The organism is Terrimonas alba (assembly GCF_042434975.1).
In the GTDB taxonomy this organism is placed as follows: Bacteria; Bacteroidota; Bacteroidia; order Chitinophagales; family Chitinophagaceae; genus Terrimonas_B; species Terrimonas_B alba.
The window spans coordinates 706,182-729,838 of sequence record NZ_JBHMQM010000001.1 but is presented as its reverse complement, the minus strand read 5'-3'; the positions used below and the strand labels follow the sequence as shown (position 1 = coordinate 729,838).

Here is a 23,657-nt window from a genome sequence, read left to right as displayed (position 1 = left end):
AGATAATTTTGGAAGACGATGCTACATGGAAAAAAGATATTATTGGGTATATCCGGCAGCATCGCTGCCTATAAAGCTATTTATCTTGTAAGATTATTGATCAAAGAGGGAGCGGAAGTAAAGGTAATTATGACCCCCTCCGCTAAAGATTTCGTGTCTTCGCTGACTTTATCTACGCTAAGCAAAAATCCAGTATTAATCGATTTGTTTGATGAGCAAACCTGGGCTAACCACGTCATGCTTGGCCGCTGGGCCAACCTTATGTTGATAGCTCCGCTAAGTTGTAACTCCCTTGCAAAAATGGCCCATGGCCAGTGTGATAATCTGTTAATGGCTACTTATTTTTCTGCAACCTGTCCCGTAGTTGTAGTTCCGGCAATGGATGAAGACATGTGGCGTCATCCTTCCACGCAGAATAATCTGCGGTTATTACAATCGTACGGCAACACGATACTCCCGGTTGCAAAGGGTGAGCTGGCCAGTGGCCTGTTTGGTGAAGGTCGGATGGCGGAGCCAGATCAGATTCTGCAGCTTATTACTGACATTTTTTTTTCAAGCAAGCCACTTGCAGGTAAAAAAGCCCTGGTAACGGCTGGTCCTACATACGAAGCCATTGACCCGGTTCGTTTTATTGGTAATCATTCATCCGGCAAAATGGGCATTGCTATCGCTGAGGAATTACACCAAAGGGGGGCAGAGGTAACTTTGGTATTAGGTCCTACTTCAATATCATTTCCCTCAAATAGGATACATCTTGTTAAGGTGACTTCAGCTGATGAAATGTACCATGCCTGTCACGAGGTTTTTGAAAAAACAGATATTGCCGTCATGGCAGCTGCAGTAGCTGATTATACTCCCGTTACAAAGGCGGATCAGAAAATTAAAAAGAAGGACGACGGCCTTGTAGTTGAACTTACAAAAACCAAAGACATCTTAAAAAGCCTTGGTGAAATAAAGAGAGAAAATCAAATACTGGTCGGGTTTGCATTAGAGACTGTGAATGAAAAAGACTATGCCCGGGAAAAGCTGAATAAAAAAAATGCAGACATGATCATTCTCAATTCGTTGAATGACGCTGGTGCTGGCTTTGGACACGATACTAATAAAATTACCATCTTTCAAAAGAATGGTACGGAGATATCATTTGATACCAAATCAAAAAGTGAAGTGGCGAAAGATATTGTGGATACCATTATAAACTCATGCTATGCTTAAAAGAGTATTGTTTATTTTTCTTATTGCGATTGTGCTTGGAAATGAGATAAGGGCGCAGGAACTTCAGGCCCGGGTTTCTGTTTTATCGGGCAAGGTCGGTTCCCAGGTAAATAAAAATATCTTTCAAACTTTGCAGACTGCTTTAAACAATTTCGTCAATAACAGAAAATGGACCAATGACGCATTTCAACCCGGTGAAAAGATCCAATGTAATTTTTTATTAAACGTTGAGCAGGATTTAGGCAATAATTTATATAAAGGAAAACTTACTGTCCAGGCTGCAAGACCTATTTTCAACAGCTCCTATAATTCACCAATTATTAACTTCCTGGATGATGATGTTGTTTTTCGCTACCAGGAGTTTCAACCCATTGAATTCAATGAAAACCGGGTGCAGGGGAGTGATCCTTCAGCTGCAAATCTGCCTGCAATTTTTGCTTATTATATCAATATCATATTGGGATTTGATTATGGATCTTTTTCGTTGCGGGGAGGCGATGCGTATTTTAAAAAGGCATGGAATATTGTAAACAACGCTCCCGAAAGCAGGGATATTACCGGGTGGCGATCTTTTGAAAATATCAGGAACCGTTATTGGTTGGCTGAAAATCTCAATAACAATCGATTTGCTTTAATGCATGATGCGATTTATGCTTACTATCGAACCGGCATGGATTTGTTTTATGAAAACGAAGAGCAGGCAAGAAGTGGAATTTCCAATTCTCTAAATTTCTTAAACACTATCAACACCGAAAACCCCAATTCCATGATCATGCAATTTTTTTTCCAGGGAAAGAGTACTGAATTGGTGAAGGTTTTTAGCCGCGCAAATCCAGATACAAAAACCAGGATAAGAGAGATTTTAAGCAAACTGGATATTACCAACGCGATGGCCTATAAAGAATTAAAATGAGGAAGTTTTTATTATTCGGTTTAATCTTTTCAATTTTATTCGGTTGTTCCAATAAGGATAAATTGCCAGCAGGAATTTTGCCCAGGCAAAAAATGCAGGAAATAGTTTGGGATATGACCCGTACTGCAGAATTTCTGAATGGCTTTGTTTTTAATAAAGATTCGTCGATTGATAAGATAGCGGAAAGCGAAAAATGGTACAATAAAGTTTATCAATTGCATAAAACGACAAAAGAGAAATTTGAAAAAAGCTACTCTTACTACCAGGCTCATCCCGATTTAATGAGAGAGCTATTGGATTCATTAAGCAAGAAAACAGTGCCGATCGGGCCACCTAAGCCAACTAAAGATTCTACCATTCTCAGTGATTCTATTAAAAAAAGAATCCCACCTCCTTTCAAGAACGAACGTCAAAACAGAATCATAGATTCGATCAGGAAGCGGAGAATACAAAAGAAAGATATAAAGGCAGTTTAATACTTAAGTTTTGCTATGAAAAAGGTGATCGCAAATGCTGATGAGGCTATTTTTGATATAATCGATGGGAGTGTAATTATGTTGGGAGGATTTGGGTTGTGTGGTATCCCTGAGAATTGTATTTCAGCATTAGTAAAAAAGAGAGTTAAGCAACTGACCTGCATTTCCAACAATGCCGGTGTCGATGACTTTGGAATTGGGCTTATGCTGAAACAACACCAGGTAAAAAAAATGATTTCTTCTTACGTGGGCGAAAACGCTGAATTTGAACGCCAGTTGCTAAGTGGAGAGTTGGAAGTGGAGTTGATTCCTCAAGGTACATTAGCCACACGCTGTCTCGCGGCTGGTTACGGCATACCGGCTATTTATACTCCAGCCGGTGTAGGAACAGAAGTCGCCGAAGGCAAGGAGGTGCGGAATTTTAAAGGAAAAGATTACCTGATGGAATATGCTTTCGAGGCTGATTTTGCTCTTGTAAAAGCCTGGAAAGGTGATACACATGGTAATTTGATTTATAAAGAGACAGCCCGCAATTTTAATCCACTTATGGCAATGGCAGGCAAGGTTACCATCGCTGAAGTGGAAGAAATAGTGCCAGCCGGTTCGCTGGATCCTAACAATATCCATACTCCCGGTATTTACGTTCATAGAATATTCCAGGGAGTTAATTATGAAAAAAGAATAGAGCAAAGAACCGTAAGAAAAAAATTGTAAGACATGGCGTTAACCAAAGAACAAATTGCCCAACGCATTGCCAGGGAATTGAGAGATGGATATTATGTGAACCTGGGAATTGGAATACCTACCCTGGTAGCTAACTACATTCCTGAGGGGATTAGCGTGGTATTTCAGAGTGAAAATGGTTTATTGGGCATGGGACCATTTCCGTGGGAGGGAGAGGAAGATCCGGATTTGATTAACGCTGGCAAACAAACCATCACGACGATTCCCGGTTCTGCATTCTTTGATTCGGGGATGAGTTTTGGGATGATCCGTGCCGGCAAAGTGGATTTGACTGTTTTAGGAGCCATGGAAGTAAGTGAGGAAGGGGATATAGCTAATTGGAAAATTCCCGGGAAAATGGTCAAGGGCATGGGTGGAGCAATGGATTTGGTCGCAAGTGCCAAAAATATTATTGTGGCCATGATGCACAGCAATCCAAAAGGTGAATCCAAACTTTTGCCTAAGTGTACTCTTCCTATAACCGGGCTGAAATGTGTCAGGAGGATTGTATCAGAGCTGGCGGTCCTGGATGTAACGCCAAATGGGTTTCAGTTATTGGAAAGAGCGCCGGGTGTCAGTATTGATGAAATAAAGGCAAAAACAGCCGGTAGGCTTGTAATCGAAGGCGAAGTTCCCGAGATGAGTTTTTAAGCCGACGCGGTGAATTAAATCATGTTTAAAGGCAAGGCTTAGTCGATCAGGTTATTCTTTACGGCGAAAAAAACAAGGCCCGCAGTATTCTTGCTCCCAAATCGCTCCATGAGCCGATCTTTAATCGCCTCCACTGTTCGGGGACTTATTTCCATTTTTTGAGCTATTTCCTGGGCGGTAAATTCCATACAGATAAAGCGGAGCACATCTCTCTCCTTATCGCTCAGCGTAACCTCATTATTTAGAGATGGCACCACTTTTTGACGGGAGTGGGATTTCTTTAAAAGAATCCGGTTAACAAAGTTGTTGAGGTAGTAGCCTTTTTCATACACTTCCATTATTGCTCTCCGTATTTCCTGCGGATCAGCATTTTTCAGCATATAACCGTTTGCCCCGTTTTCCATAAGATGATAGACGAAACGTTCATCCTCGTACATACTCAGCACCAGCACTTTTATGTTGGGGTATTGCTTGCTGATAAATTTAGTGGCCTCGATACCGTCTTTACCGGGCATACGAAGATCCATTAGCACAACATCGGGCTCAGATTGTGCGATTCCACTCAGCAATTCGTCGCCGTTTTCTGCCTCTTGTACAAATTTGATGTTGGTAAATGGACGCAATGAAAGGATGACTCCTTTTCGGAAAATTTTGTGGTCGTCAGCAATAGCTACCTTAATGATTCCCATAGTTTCAGATAAGAGGTGAAATTAGCAAATAATCAGCAACTAACTAGCAACTACTCGTATGGATCGTCCTTAGGTAATTCAATGGTTACTTTATAATACGTTTGCGAAATATCCTTTTCGAAATAAATGTTTCCTTTAGCTACACGCAGGCGGCTGCTGATATTTTTCAGGCCAAGCCCGATATTACTTTTATTCAGCTTGTCAAAGTCAGTTTGGATAATACCTCTTCCATCATGGTGTATCCGGAGGTAAAACTTATCTCCATGCACATTTTGTGTCAAATGAATAAAGCTTGAACTGCTGTGCTTTAAAATATTATTGATAAGCTCCTGGACGATGCGAAAAATGATCAGCTCTTTTTCGGGTTTTAACCTGTCTCTATAGTCATGGAAGCGGCTGCTGGCATTCATGCTGCCTGAGCCACTGATTTTTTGAAAAACATCATTGATGGCGGATTCGAGCCCAAAATTCTTCAATGTAGGCGGCATCAGGCTATGGCTGATATTCCGTACCAACTGAATGGTATCGTCAATTATTTGTCTCGCCTGGAAAATGGCTTGTAATTGAGTTGCCTTGTCCTGGTTTACCAGGTTTTCATTGAGGTATAAACGGGCGGTCGCCAGCAAGGGGCCGGCATCATCATGCAGATCGGCAGCAAGACGCTGTCTTTCCTCCTCCTGCAGCCTTATTGATGCATCAAGAAGGATTTTTTGCTGCTCCTCCTCCATTTTTTGAAGCGTACGCTGGTAGCGGGATACCTTACGCTGGTGGAAAATTATAAATAACACCAGCCCGACGGTTAATACAAGCATACCCATGGTGCCGATAAACAGCACGGAGGATACTCCTGAAGATGGGCTAGTGGCTTGTAGTAAAAACATATCGTTGTTGGGTGGGTAAGGTTAATTCATGTCAAGGTCTAAGTATGGTACAGATTTAGGTGGAAGCTTTTGCTTATGACGGTTGCGGGCATATACGATAATAGAAACACAAAAAAACAGATTTTTAATAGTATCTGCTATATAAGTCAGGAACCAATATTTGTACGCTTGTGTTTCATCGATATCATTAACGAGAATATTAAAGAAAAAAGTACCTCCAAGGTAAATCAAAATGCCCAGGGATAACCAAAAGCCTGGCTGACTGAATATATATTCATTATTCACACTCTTAAAACTTTGGTAAAAGAAAAATGATATATAGATGAAAATTAAAACTGTTTCAATCCCTACTGATATCGAATCCAGCTTAACTATTTGGTTGCTTAAAAAGTCGTATATCAAAAAGCCTACAAAAAAGGAAGATAAAATCCAGATCGTTATTCGTAATTTTTTTATCGTAATATTTTGAAAAAGCAAGTAGGTTAGGAAGGAATATTCGCAGAAAGTATAAAATGACTGATACAAGCGTATTATTTCTTTTGGTATGAGGCTTTTATCCTGTAGAAATAGAAAAATGAAAAAAATAACTCCATAAATCCCGATGACTAAGTCAACTTTTCTTTTACTCTTGGAAAAAAGAAAGGTAACGGGAAGAAGCAAATAAGAGTAGATAAGTATATGTAAAAAAAGCTTTTCTATTATATGGATTTTATCCAAAAATAGAAAAACTTTTCAGAAATTGAAACTTTCTAATTAGCTTATTCAGCGTCTTCCCAAACGAAAACCGAAAGGTCTTTAACGTCTACAAGGATGCGTGAATTTTTCAGTGCCTTTTTCATAACAGTAACGTTTTTTTTAGTTCAAGAATCGATTCTGGATGTAAAAATTGACATTGCAGGGGGGGAATTCCATGGGGTGTTTTTTGTTGGTAAACTCTTAGAAACTCATCAAACCCTTTACAGTAAAGAATCATAGACTATTTACTAAGTAAACATACTTTCGAAAATAGAGTATTTTTTCGAACCAAGAACAGTATTTTCACTATTTTAATGAGTAGTTTAACGAAGTTAATTTCCTATAGGAAGAGTAAAGAAGCAAAAAGAAAAATTGGGGCTATTTAAAACCTGGAGTGGAAAAGTAAAAATAAGTTGATTGACATTGGATTTCGCTTTAGGTTTTCAATGGATAATTGGAAATCTTGTTATGGACGGTTTTCCGGTTTTACCGGTCAGGATATTGGATGCGGCTAATCTTTGTCAATCAACTTACAACAAAGCTATATCCACATTTCTGTGTGGACAAGAGCAGTATTGCTGCTTTTAAAAACTCAGTTTTTTTACCGTTATTGTAGTAGACTTCCGACAAATTCTACTCATTTGAACGTATGAAGCACCAATATTAAAATGTAATATAATGTATGCCTATACTCAATTATATCGCCCAAAAATTTGAAAACGAAACAAATAAGAAATGCAAAAAAAACTACATTTGGAATCGAAAAATCACCATCCATTAATTGACTGCTTAAAATTAAAGTTGTAATGCATAGCCAGGAGATAAAAATTGCAATCGCCGATGATCATAAAATTTTCCGTGATGGAATCAGAATGGCATTAAAAGACCGGGAGTATTTAAAGATATTATGGGAGGCGGAGGACGGAAAGGACCTTATGCATAAGCTACAGCTCAAATTGCCCGATGTAATACTCATGGATATCCGGATGCCGGAAGTTGACGGCATCAATGCCATCAGTATGATCCGTAAAGAGTATGAGGCACTTAAGATAATTGTGCTCACCATGTATGACGACCAGGAAATGATTACGAAAATGATGGAGATGGGTGCCAATGCCTACCTTACAAAAACAACAGATCCTGATGAAATATATCAGGCCATCCTTACCTGCATGAACGATGATTTTTACTTTAATGAGTTAGTTAATAAAGCCGTATTGCTGAAACTGCAGCATAAAAAAACGGTTCGTCAATTTTATCCCAACCCGGTAAAAATGTCGGAAAAGGAGATACGGATTTTAAAGCTCATTGCTGAGGACAAGACTACTGATGAGATTTCTAAAGAAGTTTTTCTTAGTCCACGGACCATTGAAACCATTCGGCAAAACATGAAACAAAAAGTGGGGGCCAAAACCATTGCAGGATTAGTAATGTATGCAATGAGAAATAAACTTTTGGAATAATCCTATCCATTTGCGTGTAATTTCTCCGGCGTGAATATTTTTACAAAGTCTTAATGGAAAACATTAATAATACCTATTTCGACGGCTACTATAAAGATATTTGGCGGGCAATCATTCCGCCGGAATTCTCAGTAAAAGAAGCTGAGTTTATTCAGCAATATTTCAATCTTAACCATGAAAGTAAAGTGGTGGATGTAATGTGCGGATATGGCAGGCATACAATAGCCCTGGCACAAAAAGGAGTAAATGTTACAGCGGTCGATAACCTGCAAGAATATATAAATGAAATAAAGGAAATAGCTGAAAAAAAATCTCTTCCCATAAAAGCCATTCAAGCCGATGTCCTTCGGTTTTATACCAACGATATTTTTGATTTGGCCTTATGTATGGGAAATAGCTTAAATTTTTTTAATGCCAATGATACTTCCCGTTTATTATCTTCCATTGCCGCAAACCTGAAAAAGAAAGGCCACCTTTTTATCAATACATGGTCATTGACCGAAATCGCCATTAAGCATTTTAAAGAAAATTCGTGGACGACTGTTGATGAATTGAAATTTCTTAATGCTTCCAAATATCTTTTTCACCCCACCCGTATAGAAACAGAATCCACCATCATTGCTCCAAACGGCGATACCGAAACCAAAACAGCAATCGATTATATTTTTTCAGTTGCCGAAATGGAAGCGATGTTAATGCAGGCCGGCTTCAGTTTGAAAGAAATATATAGTGTACCTGGGCGAAAAAAGTTTAATTTAGGTGACTCTAGGGCTTATATCGTGGCTGAGAAGATATGAAGTGTAAAGTGTACCTGTAGTTGTTTCTCACTTAAAATCCACAACACCATTTCGTATAGCGACCATTGCAAGGCCTATACGGCATTTTACACCCAGCTTTATAAATAAATAGGTGATCCCTCTGACTTGGGACAGCAGGGGCCATTACTTTTCGCAATAATATGACTGATATTTTAAAAAGAAACCCCTTCTCTCGAAGGGGCTCTGAACGTTACTGTTATGAAAGAAAAATTTATTATGCGTTTGAGTAATAATAGGAAAAGGCCAATGGCTTCCGGTTTTAGTTTGACAGTTTTCCATAAAAGAACGGATCAAAAAACAGGTTGATAATTATAAAAACAGAAAGTTGATTAGCAAGGGAGAATCGTTCAGGGTTTTTCAAAGGATCGGGAATGACTTTTCTGGACGGTTTGGACATTGGATGATAGGAAACGATCTTCCGATATAATCAACTTTCTTAGACAAAAATATATCCACAGTGTACTGTGGACAAGAGCACAACTTCTCAATTTAATCTTGTCGGCTTTTACGGTAAGAATAGTAAATAGACCACATTAATGCATAGTTGTTTTTCGTATCAATTCGGGTAGAAGTCCTACTGGTACTTTCCACAAATTTGAAATCAAGTACTTCTACTATGGTATATATTGCAGGAATTTTTCAACTTGCACTCATAGAACAAGTACCAAACCCTATAGCTTTACAAATTTAAATTGATCCATGAAAAACCCCGAATCTAACTCTTTAATCAAAGTAGCCATTGCTGATGATCATGCTCTTTTCCGTACTGGTGTAAAAACTTCACTGTCAAGCAGGAAAGATATTCAAATGGTCGCAGAAGCCGAGAACGGCATGCAATTACTTAACCTTTTACGGCACATTCAACCTGATGTAGTTTTGCTGGACATCCAAATGCCAATTATGGATGGTTTAACAACATTGCCGGAGATAAAGAAACTTTATCCGGGTGTGAAAGTAATTATGCTTTCGATGCATAATGATCATTCTGTTATTTCAAGAATGATGGAAATCGGAGCCAATTCCTACCTGACAAAGGAATCAGGATCCGAAATGATCTACGATGCCATCAGAGCCGTATATGAACAGGATTTCTTTTTCAATGATCTTACTAATAAAGCTTTGTTGAGCGGACTTCGTACAAAACGTACAGCCGAATCATCTATGCCACAAGACGTGCAGCTGACGGACAAAGAAATAACTATTTTGAAGTTAATGTGCGACGAAAAAAGTACAAAAGAAATTGCTGATATAGTAGACCTGAGTCCCCGCACTGTGGAAGCAATCCGTGATAAATTAAAAACAAAGACCGGAACAAAATCTATGGCAGGTCTGGTAATGTATGCCGTAAAAGCCGGTTTGGTAGAACAAGCATAATTGCATCTCTGACTAATTGCTTATAGGTCATCTCTTTTGCGGGATGACCATTTTTATTTTACTTTCAGCCCATGAACTATATATGCCTGAATGGGAAAATGGTGACAGGCTCAGACCCTTTACTGCTGGCTGATAACAGAAGCTACCGATATGGAGATGGTTTATTTGAGACAATCAAAGTGGTCAATAAAAAAATTTCCTTAGAGGCTTATCACTTTGAAAGATTATTTCAAAGTTTGGCAATGATGCACTTTAAAATCCCATCATTGTTTACACGGGATAAAATAAGGCAAGAGGTAGTTTCGCTGTGTGCAAAAAACAGATGTGATGAGTTGGCCCGGGTGAGATTTTCGGTTTTTCGGGGAAATGGAGGTATAAACGAAAGCCTCGACGATTTACAGTATCTTATTGAATGCTGGCCATTAAATAATTCGTTCAATTACTTAAATGAAAATGGATTGGTCATCGATATATGTCCTGATATTAGAAAGAGTTGTGACAAGTTTTCAACTATTAAGTCAGCCAATTTTTTGCCCTATGTTATGGCGGCCCTGCATGCAAAAGAGAATCAGTTGAATGATGCAATCGTTTTGAATGTACACGACCGCATCGCTGATAGCTCTGTCGCCAACATCTTTATTGTAAAAGGTGACAAATTAAAGACACCTTCATTAAGTGAGGGATGTGTAAACGGTGTGATGCGAAAATTTTTGCTTGATAATTTTAAGGGAAGCGGGGTGAACCTGGTTATTGAAGAAGCCGGCCTGTCAGTTGAAGATCTTTCCTCGGCAGATGAAGTTTTTTTAACGAATGCTATTTCCGGGATCAAATGGGTAAAGCGATTTAGAGATAAAACCTATACTAATAAAATTTCTTCCGGTATTTTTCAGAAACACCTGGGAGCAATTTTGAAATAGATAATTCTGGCATCAAAGAAATAGTACTTCTTCACCGCTGCTTCCGACAATGCCATTTGTTTTTTGGTAAACATTAAAAAGCGTCCGGATCGCTTCCCTGCCATCATTACCCAGGTCCAATGAATAGTTGTTTACATACAAGTCAATATGTTTTCTCATGACTTCTTCGCTCATCTCCTGTGAATGTTGTTTTACAAAATCACTTACAAACGGATAATTTGAAAAGGCATATTCAAGGCTTTGTCTGATCAGCTTATTTATTTGCAGGGCTATTGACCTTTTTATAGATTGACTAATGGCAATGCCACCTAATGGAATTGGCATTTTAATTTTTTCTTCCCAATAATTTCCAAGATCCAGCACTTTATGCAGGCCTTTTTCATGGTAGGTAAACCTGTTTTCATGAATTATAACTCCGAGGTCTGCCTCTCCCGTCAGAACAGCGTTTTCAATAGCGGAGAAAATCATGGGCCTTTTATTTGTAGCATCAGGGAAAGCGAAACTCAATAGTAAATTGGCCGTAGTATTTAAGCCAGGTATGGCTATTGAACTGGTCGCAACCTGTTTGCTATCGATTTCCGTTTGTTTTTTTGAAATCAGAAGGGGGCCAACTCCCTTTCCCAACGCACTACCGGAACTAAGTAGTGTGTAATTATCTAACGACTGAAAAAAAGCGGGGAAACTCAATTTAGTAATATCCAGTTTTCCTTCTAAAGCCCATTGATTGAGTGTTTCAACATCTTCCAATACCACTTCAAATTCCAGGCCTTCCGTATCAATTTTGTTATTAACTAAGGCATCAAAAATAAAAGTATCATTCGGACAGGGAGAAAAACCAAGCGTCAGTTTCATAGTTATTCTAAGTTGTAATTTTTCATCAATGTTAATCAGAGCACACCGGATATTTTTAATAGATCTGCTAATTCAACGTTGAGGGTGTTAATAGAGGCCTCAAACTTCCAGTTTTTTTTATTCCTTTCACCGACATAGTTGGACACACTCCTGAGTTGAACGAATTCAATTTTTTCCATCAAGCACACATGATGGAGAGCCGCTCCCTCCATAGATTCCAATACCGGATCAAAACTTTCTTCAAAAAATTTAATTCGCCTTTTTTGGGTACTTATTTCATTTACTGAAATCGCTTTTACTTTCTTCAGCTTTGTTTTTTTTAAAGCCTCACTTTTATTAACGAGCCACCCATTTGTATATGGATAGTGATTGGCGGGTATAAGACCTGAATCAAACAAACTTCTGAATTCATTTTTTTCCACCACCCCGAGATCAGCAATCCTGTCTTGCCTGACAATAAAAACAGAAGCCAAAGGAACGTTTCTGTCAAAACAGCCGGCAATACCTGCTTGTATAACAAGATCAGGTCTTTTAAGGTTTATTTGTTTTGTAGTTGAGTAGGTACTTGCAGTCAAGCCTATACCCGTTATTAAAATGTCCAGTTCATGTTTGCCGGGAAATTGATTGGTTGAATTCCTGTAAGATTCGATAAAAGGCGAAATCTCAAAACTCGTGGCGGCTACCAATAGACAGGTCATGATAACAAAAATGCCAGTTTGATTCAACTGGCAGGGCAAAGGTATTGATAAATTAATATGCTTAGCGTAGCAAATTATCCTGCACGATTACTCCCGATCTTTTATGGTCAACTACGATTTCCCGGAAACTAAATTCTATTTCATCATAGAGTATGGCATTTCCAGGAACATTAAATTTTTCATTCTTAACGAGGCTTGAGAATTGTTTGAAGCCGCTGATATTTACGTTCCTTAAAGTAATAACATAATCTAATGTTTGAACGCCTGTTCTGTCCTGTTTATAAAACTCAATAGCCACATCTTTGATCACCCGGCCCATATAGAAGTTTTGAAAAAGTACAGGACTGGCAGCTCCCGATTGCTTAAGTATTATCACAGGTTTGTAGCTGCGTTTGCCTGCGGCCATTCCACCACCTGTTGCGATTGCTTGCGGAGAAGTGCCTTCCAGTATAAACGCTAATAGCTCTGTTTTATCTTTGAACTTAGCAGCCGGGCTTTCTCCGGGAACACCGTCTATCTTCATCACCATATTTTGAGCAGTAGTAATGCCTGCCATGATGAGTAGCAGGATAAGCAGTAAGCAGGTCTTTTTCATATACAAGGTATTTTTATACTGCCAAATTAGGATAAACTCAAGCTTTCTAATCGAACTTTCTGAAAGTCAAATTCGCTTACCTTTGCGCCTGCCTGCCAAATGGCATGGCCTCATCCACTCCTCCGCCCAATGCTGAGAGGAAAATAATAAGTGAAGCATGGTTTACTTAACAAGAAACGAACATTTCAACGCCGCACACAAACTGTATAATCCAACCTGGAGTTATGAGAAGAATGAGGAGGTGTTTGGCAAATGTGCCAACGAAAACTGGCATGGTCACAATTATGATTTGCATGTAACGGTTAAAGGCGATCCGGATCCGGATACCGGTTTCGTGTTTGATGTAAAAAAACTCAGCAATATCATTAAGGAACATGTGATAGAAAAAGTGGATCATCGCAACCTAAATGTAGATGTGGAGTTTATGCAGGGAAAAATGTGCAGTACTGAAAACCTCGCCATTGCAATTTGGGAGCAATTAACCCCGCATCTGCCACAGACAATAAAACTTCATTGCATACGGCTGTATGAAACCCCACGTATTTATGTCGAGTATTTCGGGGGTTAATGAATAACTCAACCTTTGCATAGTTGAAACGTTACCCTATATGTAATTTCGTAAATTGAAAGTATGAGCAACAAGGTAGCTGTTTTCCGAAGGGAGCATTTTAATGCGGCGCATCGGCTATATAATCCCGGCTGGGACGATGCGAAAAATGACGAAGTGTTTGGAAAATGTGCGTTGCCCAATTATCATGGCCATAACTACGAACTGGAAGTAAAAGTAGTGGGGGAGCCGGACACTGATACTGGCTATGTGATGGACATGAAAACACTTTCTGACCTGATAAAAAGAGAAATACATTCCCGTTTTGATCACAAAAACCTTAACCTCGATACAGAAGAATTCAAAAATCTAAATCCAACAGCTGAAAATATTGTAATTATTATTTACCGGTTATTGCGTCCGCATATTGATAAAAAAATGGACTTGCAGGTAAGGTTATACGAAACTCCCAGGAATTTTGTTGAATACCCGGTATAAATAATGTTGCTGTATTTTCATAAAATAAGTTCAAACCAGCAATATGGCATATAAAAGAACAGAACATTACGATGAGGAAACAACTTCAGGTTTGATAGATAGCTATCGCAAAGTTTTAGGGTTTCTTGGTGAAGATCCCCAGCGTGAAGGTCTTCATAAAACTCCCGAACGATTGGCCAAGGCCATGCAGTATATGACCCAGGGTTATCAGTCCGATGCCCGTGCTATTCTCAACTCGGCTAAATTTCATGAGCAGATTAGCGAGATGATTGTGGTTAAGGATATTGAGATATACAGCATGTGCGAACATCATATGCTTCCTTTTTTTGGAAGGGCGCATGTGGCCTATATACCCAATGGATGGATCACGGGGCTGAGCAAGGTGGCAAGGGTAGTGGATGTATATGCACGACGGTTGCAGGTACAGGAACGGCTCACGGTTGAGGTCATGAATGCGATCAAGGAAACGCTTAACCCGTTGGGGGTGGCCGTTGTTATTGAGGCCCAGCATTTGTGCATGATGATGAGAGGAGTTCAAAAACAGAATTCTGTGACAACTACTTCGGCATTTGATGGGGAATTTCAAAAAAATTCAACCCGAACAGAATTTTTGAAGCTTATTTCATCCGATCTCAGTCGCAGATAAAAGGATGACTTCAGGTTTAATAGTTTTATTGGAAATACTTGGTTATTGTGCTACAAAGATTTTTTTTCTTAAAACCTTTGTGGCATTTTTGTTTTAATAACTACCTTAATATGAAGCATGCATATGTTTTTCCCGGTCAGGGCTCACAGTTTCCAGGAATGGCCAGGGAGCATTATAACAACAGTGTTTTTGCTAAAAAATTGTTTGAACAGGCTAATGAAGTGTTGGGCTTTCGCATTTCTGATATCATGTTTAATGGTAGCGAGGAAGATCTGAAACAAACAAACGTAACCCAGCCGGCAGTTTTTTTACATTCAATTATTGCTTTTAAAAGTATTGATAATGCGAAGCCGGACATGGTAGCTGGTCATTCGTTGGGAGAGTTTTCTGCGTTGGTGGCTAATGGTGTTTTAAGTTTTGATAACGCCTTACAATTGGTAGCTATCCGGGCTAAAGCCATGCAAAGGGCTTGTGAGTTAAATCCTTCTACAATGGCCGCTATACTCGGGCTTGCTGATGATAAAGTAGAAACGATTTGTGCGGAAGTTCAAAAAGAAACTGGCGAGGTGGTTGTTGCCGCAAATTATAATTGCCCTGGTCAGTTGGTAATAAGCGGTTCAATAAGGGGAGTAGAAATAGCCTGCGAAAGATTGAAAACAGCAGGAGCAAAAAGAGCATTGGTTTTGCCTGTTGGCGGTGCGTTTCATTCCTCGTTGATGGAGCCTGCAAAAGAAGAATTACAAGCAGCTATTGAATCAACTGATTTTCACAACCCAACCTGTTCGGTTTATCAAAATGTGGCGGCTCGGGCTGTATTTGACAAAGAAGAAATAAAGCGAAACCTGATCGATCAACTCACTGGTCCTGTCAGATGGACGCAAAGTGTTCAATCAATGATTGCAGACGGAGCTTCAAAATTCACCGAAGCGGGGCCGGGAAAAGTATTGCAGGGGTTGGTGATGAAAATAGATAAGACAATGACAACTGACGGGGTGAGTTAGATAATGCTCCTGGAGATTAATCGGGCGATTACACCCAATTAAATCGATAATCAGACATTGATAGAGCAATTTACCCATTCAGCATCAAAGCTCGCATTATACTTTTTGTAAAAATTGATCGCTGGTTCATTCCACTCCAGCACCTGCCAAACAATGGCTGATAGGTTTTTTTCTTTCGCTTCTTCAATCAGCCGATCAAATAACAACTTGCCCAATCCCTTCCCACGCATTTTTTCGGTAACCAAAATATCTTCCAAATACATTCGCTGGCCCTTCCAGGTAGAATAGCGAATATAATAAAGTGCAAAGCCCTGGATGATCCCATCTTCTTCAGCTACAAAAGCCCACCATACAGGATTTTTTCCAAATCCGCTTTCTTCAAAATGCTCCAGTGTTACAGTGACTTCATTTGGTGCTTTTTCATACACGGCTAGTTCATGCACCAATTCCAGTAATCTCGGGCAATCCTGTTTAACTGCTCTTCGAATTGTGACTTCCATTTTACTCTTGTCTTATTTATTAATGATAAGAATCTTTTTTTCCTAAAAATCTTTTTAATCCAACTAATCTGTGGTTCTCAGAATGCCTGATCAAGATCGGCTATAATATCCTCCAGGTTTTCAATGCCAACACTCATCCGTATCAATCCGTCGGTAATACCATATTTCTCTCTTGCTTCTTTTGGCACACTGAAATGAGTCATCGAAGCAGGATGACAAAGCAAGGTATCGCAGGTACCTAATGATACCGTGCGGGTACACATTTGTAATTTATTCATGAAGTCCACGCCGCCCTGGAAACCTTTTTTTAGCTCGAAACTCATCATGGCGCCGGGATGCTTCATCTGTTTTACGGCAACGGCATGATCGGGGTGATGTTTTAATCCGTTATAATTCACTTTGGCAACAGCCGGATGTTTATCGAGAAAATTGGCTACTTCCATCGCATTGCTGCAATGCCGATCCATTCGTATTTCCAGCGTTTTCATGCCATTAATAAGCAAAAATGTATCAAAAGGATTGCTACTGCCACCCAGTGTTTTACGCATTGTATTACCCTTTGACTTCATCAATGCCAGATCTTTTCCTAGTAATACTCCACCGATAGCAGTGCCGTGGCCGTTTAAAAATTTAGTAGTAGAATGAACGACAAAATCTATATTATAACGAAAAGGTTGTTGCAGGTAAGGCGTGGCAAATGTATTATCGCAGGCCACAATGCAGTTGTATTGTTTTGCGATATTGGAAAGGACTTCAATATCTACGCATTGAATAGTAGGATTAGCAGGTGTTTCAATGTATAGCATTTTTATAGCAGGATCTGCTTTTAATGCTTCAGCGGCTTTATTGCTGTCCCGCAAATCGGCGATTATCGGTTCTACTCCAAATGAAGGAAGAACGTTACGGAGAATTTCTTCAGTACCGCCATACAAAGAATAATGAGTAAGTACTTTGTCACCCGCTTTTAGGTTCATAAGAAAAAGGGTGGAGATGGCTGCCATACCCGAAGCGTGTAACAAAGCTTTTAGCTGTAGGGGTTCTCCATTTTTATCCTTTATCCCAAAACTTTCCATTGCGGCTATTTTAAGTTCCGCTTCGGTAAACGTAGGATTGCCCCATCGGCTGTAAATATAACCTTCTTCCTGTCCGCTAAAACGACGCATGCCTTGTTCCGCATCATCATAAACAAAAGTGCTGGTTGCATAAATAGGGACAAGATGAGAATAGGTAGGATCTTGTTGGTGACCAGCATGAATGGAGAGGGAGCTGAAGCCGGTTAACGGAGGTTTTTTGTTCATTATAATTTTTTGACCCGGTATTAAAAGATGAAATTGGATTTCAAAAATAAGTAATCTAATCTCGTTAACAATGTCACTGGAAAAAGGTTGTGCGTTGCAAGCAGTTTAAGATTTGATACTTAATGTAGCGAATGAAAGCAACAATTTTTTAGGGAAAGGGAAACTTTAGAATATTACGAACTTAGCAACACTCTTTTATATATTTTAGATATAATTATCGTCTTTTCGAACGAACATTTTTTATAAATGCTGCAATTAAAGTTGGTAGAAGAAAAGGACAAATTGCTTATTGAAACAATTTATCGAACTACACGGGAAGACGAGTTGAATTTAACCAACTGGCCGGAATCCCAGAAGCAGGCATTTGTCAGCATGCAGTCAACGGCTCAGCTAGCCGAATATAAAAAAAACTACCCGGGAGCGTCCTATCAAATAATCATTTGGAAAAGAAAACCCGCCGGCAGGTTTTTTGTTTGGGAAAACGAGAATGAAATACGCTTGATTGATATTATAGTGCTCCCATCATTCAGGAACAAAGGCATCGGAACATACCTGTTGCATGAATTAATAAAAAGATCAGGAGCCGTTCAAAAAAAGATATCCCTTCACGTAGAACCAGGGAATCCCGCATTACAACTTTACCGGCGTTTAGGATTTGTGCATATTAAAACCAATGGCCGCCATTATTATATGGAAAGAAAACCGGCTGGATAAAAAAGCCCGTTAACAAAACCTGCCAACGGGTGAAATATTTTTATATTTTTATCGGCTTTTCTTAGCTCAACAGGGAAGAGGATTTTTTGAATCCATTTATTATTTTCCGTACCAACCATAAGGTTATTAAAGCTGACCTTGCTTTTAATTCCATGTTCATCAAAAGAAATGGTCATAGTGCCCAATACCGTTCCTCCATAACCCGCATGATTGATGATTACCTCTTGCTGCTGCTTGTTCAAAACGATTTGAGGAGCCTGCATAAAAGTGTGGGAGTGCCCACCAATAATTATGTCGATATTTTCTGATTGGGCTGCCAGCGTAATATCATCAACGGCATTTTTGTTTTTATAACCAAGATGTGAAAGGCATACGACCAATTGACACTTTTCTTCCTGCTTAAGCATTGTCGCAATGGCGCTAACTTTTTTTAACGGGTCGTTATATTGTACAGAACCGCTTACAGGGGCCAATCCTTTCATATCAATACCTGCCCCAACAATGCCAATTTTTATGTTTCCTTTCCTAACGATTTTATAAGGCTGCTGAGTGTTTTTTAACCAGCCGGCCTTGTAAGAATAATTGCTTGCAACAAGAGGGATATTATTTTTAGCCAATTTTTCCTGTAAATAATCTATGCCGGTTTCATAATCCCGGTTACCAAGTAATACTGCATCATATCCCGCAGACCCCATCATTTGCAAGGTTGTCTCCTGCTCGGTTTGGTGATGGCTGTTGCCGCAAAAAATATCACCGGCATCCAGCAGCAGGACATTCTTATGCTCTTGCTTTATGCTGGAAATAACACTGGCTGTTTTTTCAAAGCCGCCCAAACCGGAATAGACATCATGGTTCAACGGCGCCAGATGATTGTGAAGGTCATTGGTATGCAACAACATCACATTGCCGCCTGATCCTCTTTCAGAAAAAAGGAACGAGCCTGTCTCGCCAAACGACATAAATGGTTTTGCCACCAGCATAGCCGTAGTAGCTAAAGTACCCTGTTTCAAAAAGTATCTTCTGCTTTTCATATCAAAGGTTTTCTGATTTAATTCAGTCGTTAAAAAAATAGAGATAATTCTTATGAGGGAACGAAAGTGAGGTATGATATTAACACGGGGAAAGACGGATGCTACTATAATAGTACGAAAAGTATTTTATTAAATATGAAAAATTATTCTTTTTTTTAAAGACCGTATCATTTGATAAATACGGGTTACTGTTCAAAATCATTTTTCCGTTAAATACTTTTTATTGATGAAAATTGGAATTCTGTATCCGCGTTCAAAAGCACATCCCGGTATGATGCAGGATTTTATGGAAGGGATAAAAACAGCGCTGAAACAACACCAATTGACTGATGGTATACAGCTTTTTTCTGAAAGCATCGGGTTTGGAGGCAATGAAAAAGAAGTCTATGAAAAAGCGGAAAAGCTATTGATACTGGAAGAGACGGATGTGCTGGTAGCCTATGTTGACCTGCGGGTTTTGGAAATACTAAAACCTTTGTTATATACGTCGGGTAGGTTGGTCATAATCGTTAATCCGGGCGCCAATTATCCGCTGAACTGGGTGCCCCAGCCCAATATTATAAACCTTACACTACAACATGGTTTTTTATGCTGGTTAAGTGGTAAACGGACTGAACAATTAAACAAAAGAAATGCGCTGATGGCTACTGCATTTTATGATTGTGGTTACCTTCATACCACAGCCATGGTGAAGAGCTTCGTAAAATCAGGTGGCAACATCACTTTTAACTATGTCAACAACCAGCGCTACGATGATTCATTTGAGATAAAACAATTGACAGATTATTTATCATCAGATACAACGACAAACATTTTGCTTTGTGTATTTGATTCATTGCCCGCTTCCCTTTTTTATTCCCTGTTAAATAATTTTGCTGATGCCGGAAGTTTACATCTTTTGGTTTCTCCCATGATGCTGGAATCAAAAGCTCTTGAGCGGATAGGGAAGGGGTTTGAGTTTGCTATAGAGGGATATATACCCTGGCATCCCTTGTTGGAAAATAAAGGCAACCAGGTTTTCATTGAAAGCTACCTTCAGCAAACAAAAAGATCCCCTACTGTCTTTTCTCTATTGGGTTGGGAGACTGCATTGATATTGCAACAGGTTTTTCAGCATTGTCAAAACAATTTTATCGACGGCGCATCCATTGCCGGAGAACTAAAAAAAATGAAAATAAATAGCCCAAGAGGTGAGATGCGACTCGATGATGAAACAAATTATTTTGTAGCACCGGCTATTAAATGCTCTGTCAACCCACATTCAGATAAAATAGAAATTCAAAGCGTTGAACATTCACAGCCAGAGTGGGAAACATTTGTAAAGGAGCCGATTGAAGGAGCTACATCAGGCTGGACTAATACCTATCTCTGTTATTAATGAATGAACTACGGGTCATACTCCTTTGCGCAAACCGGTTTGCATTACCAGTTATGCAGCAATTATTTTTTTTTAACCAATTAAAAGCCGTGGCTATCCCTGCCCACTGCGAAGAAATGATTGAGCAAACGCAGGAGGTATTAAAAAATACAGGGATTCCGATTTTAATATTGACAAAAGAAAGGTTTGCGGGGCAACTGGAAGATGCCATCGGGCAAAATCGGATTAATCTTGGGTTAGTAATGACTTTTAGTTATAAAATTCCGGCATCTGTATATTCTTTAGCGGGAAGAGGATTTTACAATGTTCATCCGGGACTACTGCCGGGGTACGGGGGAGTAGATCCTATTTTTCAGCAAATAAAAAACCAGGAAAAGTTTGCAGGTGTAACTATTCATCAATTGGATGAAGGCATAGACACCGGGCCCATCGTGATGAAAGAAAGAGTGCCACTAGCTATAACAGATACACATGGAATGTTAACCACTAAACTGTCGCATCTTGCGGTGGCACAAATTGATATTTTGATAAAAATGATGAATATGGATGTAAACATCCATTCAAAAAAGCAGGATGAAGGAAAGGTCAGGTATTTTGAAAAACAGACTGAAGCAGATATCACAATTGACTGGGAAGACATGGATGCCTCATCCATTATTGCATTGATCAATGCGTGCAACCCCTGGAATAAGGGCGCCGTTACCAAAATAAATAACCAGGTAATTCGATTGCTCGAAGCAGAAAAATTAACGGCAAATCCATCTCTTTATAAGGAACCTGGTTATATTATTGCGTTTGAAGAAAATGGGATGATTGTTTCCACTCTTCATGGCGAAGCAATTATTGTAAAAATGATATATGCTGTCGAAGGCTTTTTGATGGCCAGCCGTTTGAATCAGTTAGGCATTTTGCCTGGTAACCGTTTTGAAATAGCTTAAGTGAAAACCTTTAATTCATTTCATGCTTATATTTTTGACAAAAAATGTATAAAGCATGAAAAAGAAAAAATGATAAAATAAAATTTGTAATTATTAAATAGAAAAAGTAGATTTAAAAACTATTTTAAGTAGTATAGTTAATTATCCTTTAAGAAACTCCTTCTCTGGTTACTCAACTTATTTGGTTATACAGCTCTGGTTTTGCAAACCGTTACCTAATAAAAATCTTCAGCATTCTGTGCAGCTTGTATTTTTCCGCACCCCCTCTGTTAGGCAAGTGATGGGATTAACAGTTTAGTTGTGATCATGCGGGCATATTATGCCATCGCCTGGAATCATTTTACACGTATAGCAATAGAACGTGCATTCTATTAATTAATAAATAACCGCTTTATTTTTATGGCACAACCCTACGTTGGTGAAATAAGAATGTTTGCAGGCAATTTTGCGCCCGCAGGATGGATGTTTTGTGACGGGCAATTGCTTGCTATTTCTGAAAATGAAACTCTCTTCCAGTTAATTGGTACTACTTATGGTGGTGATGGGCAATCCACTTTTGCTTTGCCTGATTTAAGAGGCAGGGTGCCAATTCACCAGGGCAATGGTTTTATTCTAGCAGAAACGGGAGGGGCTGAAGAAATTACATTAACCGTTCAACAGATCCCTTCACATGTCCATGTGCCCGCGGCCAATTCCGGCAATGCCAGCAGTACAGACCCCGCCAATAATTTTTGGGCTGCACAAACATCACTTTTACAATATTCAGGTCCGGGAACAGCCAATACTAATTTAGCGGCAAATACCCTGGCAGCAACCGGGGGAAATCAGCCGCATACAAATTTTCAGCCTTATCTCTGTGTGGACTTTATCATTTCACTCTTTGGAATTTTTCCATCACAGACCTGATCCAGCTAAATTGAATACACAACTATTATAAAATAAATTTTCATACAATGGCCGAACCTTTTTTATCTGAAATAAGAATCATGTCTTTCAATTTCCCACCAAAAGGATGGGCATTCTGTAATGGGCAGTTATTACCAATAAATCAGAACCAGGCATTGTTTTCCTTACTCGGAACAACTTTTGGCGGGGATGGCAGGGTAAACTTTGCATTGCCAGATTTACGTGGCCGCGTACCTATTCATGTTGGCAACGGTCATACACTTGGTGAACGGGCGGGTGAACAGGCACATACTTTAACTATTGCGGAACTGCCCTCTCATTCCCATAATGTTAACGTAATAGCTAATACAACGGCAGATGAGCAATATGTTTCTGCCACCAACTATTGGGCAAGTGGCGGCTCCTTTGCCGGGTTTCATCAAAGTGCCAATACAACGATGGACCCCGGAATTGTGTTACCGGTTGGGGGTAGCCAAGCTCACCTGAACATGCAACCTTTTTTAACATTAAATTTTTGTATTGCCCTGCAGGGAATATTTCCTTCTCCTAACTAATAAATTTTTAAGCATATGGCGGATCCATTTGTAGCAGAAATCAGAATCTTTCCTTTCAACTTCCCTCCCAAGGGCTGGGCATGGTGTGATGGACAGTTAATGCCCCTATCACAGAATACGGCGTTGTTTTCTTTGCTGGGTACCACGTATGGTGGTGACGGGAAAAGCAATTTTGCCCTTCCCAACTTGCAGGGCAGCGCACCTATGCACCCCGGGCAGGGGCCTGGTTTATCCTTGCACGATCTTGGTGAAACGGGAGGATCGGAAACGGTAACATTACTTGAATCGGAGATTCCTTCCCATAGCCATACCATGAGAGCAAATAACGGTGATGGTTCTTTAGCTTCTCCTGCCAGTAATGTATCATCGGGCCCGGGTGCAGACAGGGATATATTTTGGTACAAGGCAGGTACTCCCAATGCTGTCATGAACCCCGGCGCTGCCGGTATTACCGGGAGCTTCCAACCGCATAATAATATGATGCCGTACCTGACCTTTTATTATTGTATCGCTTTGCAGGGAGTATTCCCGCCAAGAACATAATGGAAAAATGGAAACAATACTTCTCACGCATAGGAATCCAAATCTGTTAATTGCCGTTTTGCTGAAATCAACACAAAACAATTCATCACCGAACTAAAACAGG

General features: G+C 39.6%; 27 protein-coding genes. 19 read left to right on the top strand and 8 right to left on the bottom strand.

All coding sequences use genetic code 11. The features are described from left to right. Window positions 1-18 precede the first annotated feature (18 nt). From coaBC to ACFEL9_RS02910, 5 genes are read left to right on the top strand one after another with little or no spacing between them, the layout of a single operon-like run. On the top strand, window positions 19-1,215 hold the full coding sequence (gene coaBC / locus ACFEL9_RS02930) for a bifunctional phosphopantothenoylcysteine decarboxylase/phosphopantothenate--cysteine ligase CoaBC (protein ID WP_385885982.1): 1,197 nt from the start codon (window positions 19-21) through the stop codon (window positions 1,213-1,215). Continuing rightward, on the top strand, window positions 1,208-2,128 hold the full coding sequence (gene porD, locus ACFEL9_RS02925; protein WP_385885980.1) for a type IX secretion system protein PorD: 921 nt from the start codon (window positions 1,208-1,210) through the stop codon (window positions 2,126-2,128). The genes coaBC and porD overlap by 8 nt, the downstream gene beginning before the upstream one ends. Then, window positions 2,125-2,604, top strand: coding sequence for a DUF4296 domain-containing protein (locus tag ACFEL9_RS02920; protein WP_385885978.1), 480 nt, complete (start codon window positions 2,125-2,127; stop codon window positions 2,602-2,604). Before porD ends, ACFEL9_RS02920 begins: the two co-directional genes overlap by 4 nt. A gap of 15 nt (window positions 2,605-2,619) precedes the next feature. Continuing rightward, window positions 2,620-3,318, top strand: coding sequence for a CoA transferase subunit A (locus tag ACFEL9_RS02915; RefSeq protein WP_385885976.1), 699 nt, complete (start codon window positions 2,620-2,622; stop codon window positions 3,316-3,318). Between the two features lie 3 nt (window positions 3,319-3,321). Continuing rightward, entirely contained in the window at window positions 3,322-3,978 is a 657-nt protein-coding gene (locus ACFEL9_RS02910) for a CoA transferase subunit B (protein WP_385885974.1), read from the top strand. 38 nt (window positions 3,979-4,016) lie between these two features. On the opposite strand, the gene ACFEL9_RS02905 is transcribed toward ACFEL9_RS02910, so the two are convergent. After that, a complete protein-coding gene (locus tag ACFEL9_RS02905; protein ID WP_276500460.1) occupies window positions 4,017-4,667 on the bottom strand; it encodes a response regulator transcription factor in 651 nt (216 codons plus the stop codon). Between the two features lie 50 nt (window positions 4,668-4,717). Beyond that, window positions 4,718-5,548, bottom strand: a complete 831-nt coding sequence (locus ACFEL9_RS02900) for a sensor histidine kinase (RefSeq protein ID WP_385885972.1) — start codon at window positions 5,546-5,548, stop codon at window positions 4,718-4,720. A gap of 1,541 nt (window positions 5,549-7,089) precedes the next feature. Here ACFEL9_RS02900 and ACFEL9_RS02895 point away from each other — a divergent pair. The 4 genes from ACFEL9_RS02895 to ACFEL9_RS02880 all read left to right on the top strand — a co-directional run bounded on the left by ACFEL9_RS02895 (window position 7,090) and on the right by ACFEL9_RS02880 (window position 10,855). Beyond that, window positions 7,090-7,746 (top strand): response regulator, encoded by a 657-nt coding sequence (locus tag ACFEL9_RS02895; RefSeq protein WP_385885970.1) that lies wholly within the window; start codon window positions 7,090-7,092, stop codon window positions 7,744-7,746. Between the two features lie 53 nt (window positions 7,747-7,799). Further along, entirely contained in the window at window positions 7,800-8,543 is a 744-nt protein-coding gene (locus ACFEL9_RS02890; RefSeq protein ID WP_385885968.1) for a class I SAM-dependent methyltransferase, read from the top strand. A 720-nt stretch (window positions 8,544-9,263) separates the two neighbouring features. Further along, window positions 9,264-9,938: a response regulator transcription factor gene (locus ACFEL9_RS02885; protein ID WP_276500465.1), complete on the top strand. Its 675-nt coding sequence runs from the start codon at window positions 9,264-9,266 to the stop codon at window positions 9,936-9,938. A gap of 71 nt (window positions 9,939-10,009) precedes the next feature. Continuing rightward, complete coding sequence (locus tag ACFEL9_RS02880; RefSeq protein ID WP_385885966.1) at window positions 10,010-10,855, top strand: aminotransferase class IV; 846 nt, start codon at window positions 10,010-10,012, stop codon at window positions 10,853-10,855. Between the two features lie 12 nt (window positions 10,856-10,867). Here the strand turns inward: ACFEL9_RS02880 and ACFEL9_RS02875 are convergent, their stop codons facing one another. The 3 genes from ACFEL9_RS02875 to ACFEL9_RS02865 form a co-directional block, all read right to left on the bottom strand. After that, window positions 10,868-11,707: a 1,4-dihydroxy-6-naphtoate synthase gene (locus tag ACFEL9_RS02875; RefSeq protein WP_385885965.1), complete on the bottom strand. Its 840-nt coding sequence runs from the start codon at window positions 11,705-11,707 to the stop codon at window positions 10,868-10,870. A gap of 35 nt (window positions 11,708-11,742) precedes the next feature. Next, a complete protein-coding gene (mqnB, locus tag ACFEL9_RS02870) occupies window positions 11,743-12,405 on the bottom strand; it encodes a futalosine hydrolase (protein ID WP_385885963.1) in 663 nt (220 codons plus the stop codon). Between the two features lie 61 nt (window positions 12,406-12,466). Next, window positions 12,467-13,000, bottom strand: coding sequence for a type VI secretion system tube protein Hcp (locus ACFEL9_RS02865; protein ID WP_385885961.1), 534 nt, complete (start codon window positions 12,998-13,000; stop codon window positions 12,467-12,469). 157 nt (window positions 13,001-13,157) lie between these two features. On the opposite strand from ACFEL9_RS02865, the gene ACFEL9_RS02860 reads away from it, so the two are divergent. The 4 genes from ACFEL9_RS02860 to fabD all read left to right on the top strand — a co-directional run bounded on the left by ACFEL9_RS02860 (window position 13,158) and on the right by fabD (window position 15,692). Continuing rightward, window positions 13,158-13,568, top strand: coding sequence for a 6-pyruvoyl trahydropterin synthase family protein (locus ACFEL9_RS02860; RefSeq protein ID WP_385885959.1), 411 nt, complete (start codon window positions 13,158-13,160; stop codon window positions 13,566-13,568). A gap of 63 nt (window positions 13,569-13,631) precedes the next feature. Then, on the top strand, window positions 13,632-14,045 hold the full coding sequence (locus tag ACFEL9_RS02855; RefSeq protein WP_385885957.1) for a 6-pyruvoyl trahydropterin synthase family protein: 414 nt from the start codon (window positions 13,632-13,634) through the stop codon (window positions 14,043-14,045). Window positions 14,046-14,088: 43 nt separating this feature from the next. Then, window positions 14,089-14,691: a GTP cyclohydrolase I FolE gene (gene folE / locus ACFEL9_RS02850; RefSeq protein WP_385885956.1), complete on the top strand. Its 603-nt coding sequence runs from the start codon at window positions 14,089-14,091 to the stop codon at window positions 14,689-14,691. A 110-nt stretch (window positions 14,692-14,801) separates the two neighbouring features. Next, window positions 14,802-15,692 (top strand): ACP S-malonyltransferase, encoded by an 891-nt coding sequence (gene fabD / locus ACFEL9_RS02845; protein WP_385885955.1) that lies wholly within the window; start codon window positions 14,802-14,804, stop codon window positions 15,690-15,692. A gap of 50 nt (window positions 15,693-15,742) precedes the next feature. Here fabD and ACFEL9_RS02840 read toward each other — a convergent pair whose 3' ends face one another. Next, on the bottom strand, window positions 15,743-16,192 hold the full coding sequence (locus ACFEL9_RS02840) for a GNAT family N-acetyltransferase (RefSeq protein ID WP_385885954.1): 450 nt from the start codon (window positions 16,190-16,192) through the stop codon (window positions 15,743-15,745). A 77-nt stretch (window positions 16,193-16,269) separates the two neighbouring features. Beyond that, complete coding sequence (locus tag ACFEL9_RS02835; RefSeq protein WP_385885953.1) at window positions 16,270-17,490, bottom strand: trans-sulfuration enzyme family protein; 1,221 nt, start codon at window positions 17,488-17,490, stop codon at window positions 16,270-16,272. Between the two features lie 246 nt (window positions 17,491-17,736). Between ACFEL9_RS02835 and ACFEL9_RS02830 the strand changes: the two genes are divergently transcribed. After that, window positions 17,737-18,204 (top strand): GNAT family N-acetyltransferase, encoded by a 468-nt coding sequence (locus ACFEL9_RS02830; protein WP_385885952.1) that lies wholly within the window; start codon window positions 17,737-17,739, stop codon window positions 18,202-18,204. Here the strand turns inward: ACFEL9_RS02830 and ACFEL9_RS02825 are convergent. Next, window positions 18,177-19,235, bottom strand: coding sequence for a metallophosphoesterase (locus ACFEL9_RS02825; RefSeq protein WP_385885950.1), 1,059 nt, complete (start codon window positions 19,233-19,235; stop codon window positions 18,177-18,179). The genes ACFEL9_RS02830 and ACFEL9_RS02825 overlap by 28 nt on opposite strands. Window positions 19,236-19,461: 226 nt before the next feature. On the opposite strand from ACFEL9_RS02825, the gene ACFEL9_RS02820 reads away from it, so the two are divergent. The 5 genes from ACFEL9_RS02820 (at window position 19,462) to ACFEL9_RS02800 (ending at window position 23,554) form a co-directional block, all read left to right on the top strand. Next, entirely contained in the window at window positions 19,462-20,613 is a 1,152-nt protein-coding gene (locus ACFEL9_RS02820; RefSeq protein WP_385885949.1) for an ABC transporter substrate-binding protein, read from the top strand. A 53-nt stretch (window positions 20,614-20,666) separates the two neighbouring features. After that, complete coding sequence (locus ACFEL9_RS02815; RefSeq protein WP_385885947.1) at window positions 20,667-21,551, top strand: methionyl-tRNA formyltransferase; 885 nt, start codon at window positions 20,667-20,669, stop codon at window positions 21,549-21,551. A gap of 399 nt (window positions 21,552-21,950) precedes the next feature. After that, a complete protein-coding gene (locus ACFEL9_RS02810; protein ID WP_385885945.1) occupies window positions 21,951-22,457 on the top strand; it encodes a phage tail protein in 507 nt (168 codons plus the stop codon). Between the two features lie 80 nt (window positions 22,458-22,537). Beyond that, window positions 22,538-23,011, top strand: a complete 474-nt coding sequence (locus ACFEL9_RS02805; RefSeq protein WP_385885943.1) for a phage tail protein — start codon at window positions 22,538-22,540, stop codon at window positions 23,009-23,011. Between the two features lie 15 nt (window positions 23,012-23,026). Further along, window positions 23,027-23,554 carry a phage tail protein gene (locus ACFEL9_RS02800; RefSeq protein WP_385885941.1) on the top strand — a complete coding sequence of 176 codons (528 nt, stop codon included), beginning with the start codon at window positions 23,027-23,029 and terminating at the stop codon, window positions 23,552-23,554. Window positions 23,555-23,657 lie beyond the last annotated feature (103 nt).

Bases quoted from the DNA above. Each gene is read 5' to 3' on its own strand.
- ACFEL9_RS02855 (WP_385885957.1), top strand. From the start codon at position 13,632: ATGAGCAACAAGGTAGCTGTTTTCCGAAGGGAGCATTTTAATGCGGCG.
- mqnB (WP_385885963.1), bottom strand. From the start codon at position 12,405: ATGACCTGTCTATTGGTAGCCGCCACGAGTTTTGAGATTTCGCCTTTT.
- ACFEL9_RS02885 (WP_276500465.1), top strand. From the start codon at position 9,264: ATGAAAAACCCCGAATCTAACTCTTTAATCAAAGTAGCCATTGCTGAT.
- ACFEL9_RS02910 (WP_385885974.1), top strand. From the start codon at position 3,322: ATGGCGTTAACCAAAGAACAAATTGCCCAACGCATTGCCAGGGAATTG.
- ACFEL9_RS02865 (WP_385885961.1), bottom strand. From the start codon at position 13,000: ATGAAAAAGACCTGCTTACTGCTTATCCTGCTACTCATCATGGCAGGC.
- ACFEL9_RS02890 (WP_385885968.1), top strand. From the start codon at position 7,800: ATGGAAAACATTAATAATACCTATTTCGACGGCTACTATAAAGATATT.
- ACFEL9_RS02805 (WP_385885943.1), top strand. From the start codon at position 22,538: ATGTCTTTCAATTTCCCACCAAAAGGATGGGCATTCTGTAATGGGCAG.
- ACFEL9_RS02880 (WP_385885966.1), top strand. From the start codon at position 10,010: ATGAACTATATATGCCTGAATGGGAAAATGGTGACAGGCTCAGACCCT.
- ACFEL9_RS02840 (WP_385885954.1), bottom strand. From the start codon at position 16,192: ATGGAAGTCACAATTCGAAGAGCAGTTAAACAGGATTGCCCGAGATTA.
- folE (WP_385885956.1), top strand. From the start codon at position 14,089: ATGGCATATAAAAGAACAGAACATTACGATGAGGAAACAACTTCAGGT.
- ACFEL9_RS02860 (WP_385885959.1), top strand. From the start codon at position 13,158: ATGGTTTACTTAACAAGAAACGAACATTTCAACGCCGCACACAAACTG.
- ACFEL9_RS02820 (WP_385885949.1), top strand. From the start codon at position 19,462: ATGAAAATTGGAATTCTGTATCCGCGTTCAAAAGCACATCCCGGTATG.
- ACFEL9_RS02875 (WP_385885965.1), bottom strand. From the start codon at position 11,707: ATGAAACTGACGCTTGGTTTTTCTCCCTGTCCGAATGATACTTTTATT.
- coaBC (WP_385885982.1), top strand. From the start codon at position 19: ATGCTACATGGAAAAAAGATATTATTGGGTATATCCGGCAGCATCGCT.
- ACFEL9_RS02915 (WP_385885976.1), top strand. From the start codon at position 2,620: ATGAAAAAGGTGATCGCAAATGCTGATGAGGCTATTTTTGATATAATC.
- ACFEL9_RS02835 (WP_385885953.1), bottom strand. From the start codon at position 17,490: ATGAACAAAAAACCTCCGTTAACCGGCTTCAGCTCCCTCTCCATTCAT.
- ACFEL9_RS02815 (WP_385885947.1), top strand. From the start codon at position 20,667: ATGCAGCAATTATTTTTTTTTAACCAATTAAAAGCCGTGGCTATCCCT.
- fabD (WP_385885955.1), top strand. From the start codon at position 14,802: ATGAAGCATGCATATGTTTTTCCCGGTCAGGGCTCACAGTTTCCAGGA.
- ACFEL9_RS02830 (WP_385885952.1), top strand. From the start codon at position 17,737: ATGCTGCAATTAAAGTTGGTAGAAGAAAAGGACAAATTGCTTATTGAA.
- ACFEL9_RS02825 (WP_385885950.1), bottom strand. From the start codon at position 19,235: ATGAAAAGCAGAAGATACTTTTTGAAACAGGGTACTTTAGCTACTACG.
- ACFEL9_RS02905 (WP_276500460.1), bottom strand. From the start codon at position 4,667: ATGGGAATCATTAAGGTAGCTATTGCTGACGACCACAAAATTTTCCGA.
- ACFEL9_RS02810 (WP_385885945.1), top strand. From the start codon at position 21,951: ATGGCACAACCCTACGTTGGTGAAATAAGAATGTTTGCAGGCAATTTT.
- porD (WP_385885980.1), top strand. From the start codon at position 1,208: ATGCTTAAAAGAGTATTGTTTATTTTTCTTATTGCGATTGTGCTTGGA.
- ACFEL9_RS02895 (WP_385885970.1), top strand. From the start codon at position 7,090: ATGCATAGCCAGGAGATAAAAATTGCAATCGCCGATGATCATAAAATT.
- ACFEL9_RS02800 (WP_385885941.1), top strand. From the start codon at position 23,027: ATGGCGGATCCATTTGTAGCAGAAATCAGAATCTTTCCTTTCAACTTC.
- ACFEL9_RS02900 (WP_385885972.1), bottom strand. From the start codon at position 5,548: ATGTTTTTACTACAAGCCACTAGCCCATCTTCAGGAGTATCCTCCGTG.
- ACFEL9_RS02920 (WP_385885978.1), top strand. From the start codon at position 2,125: ATGAGGAAGTTTTTATTATTCGGTTTAATCTTTTCAATTTTATTCGGT.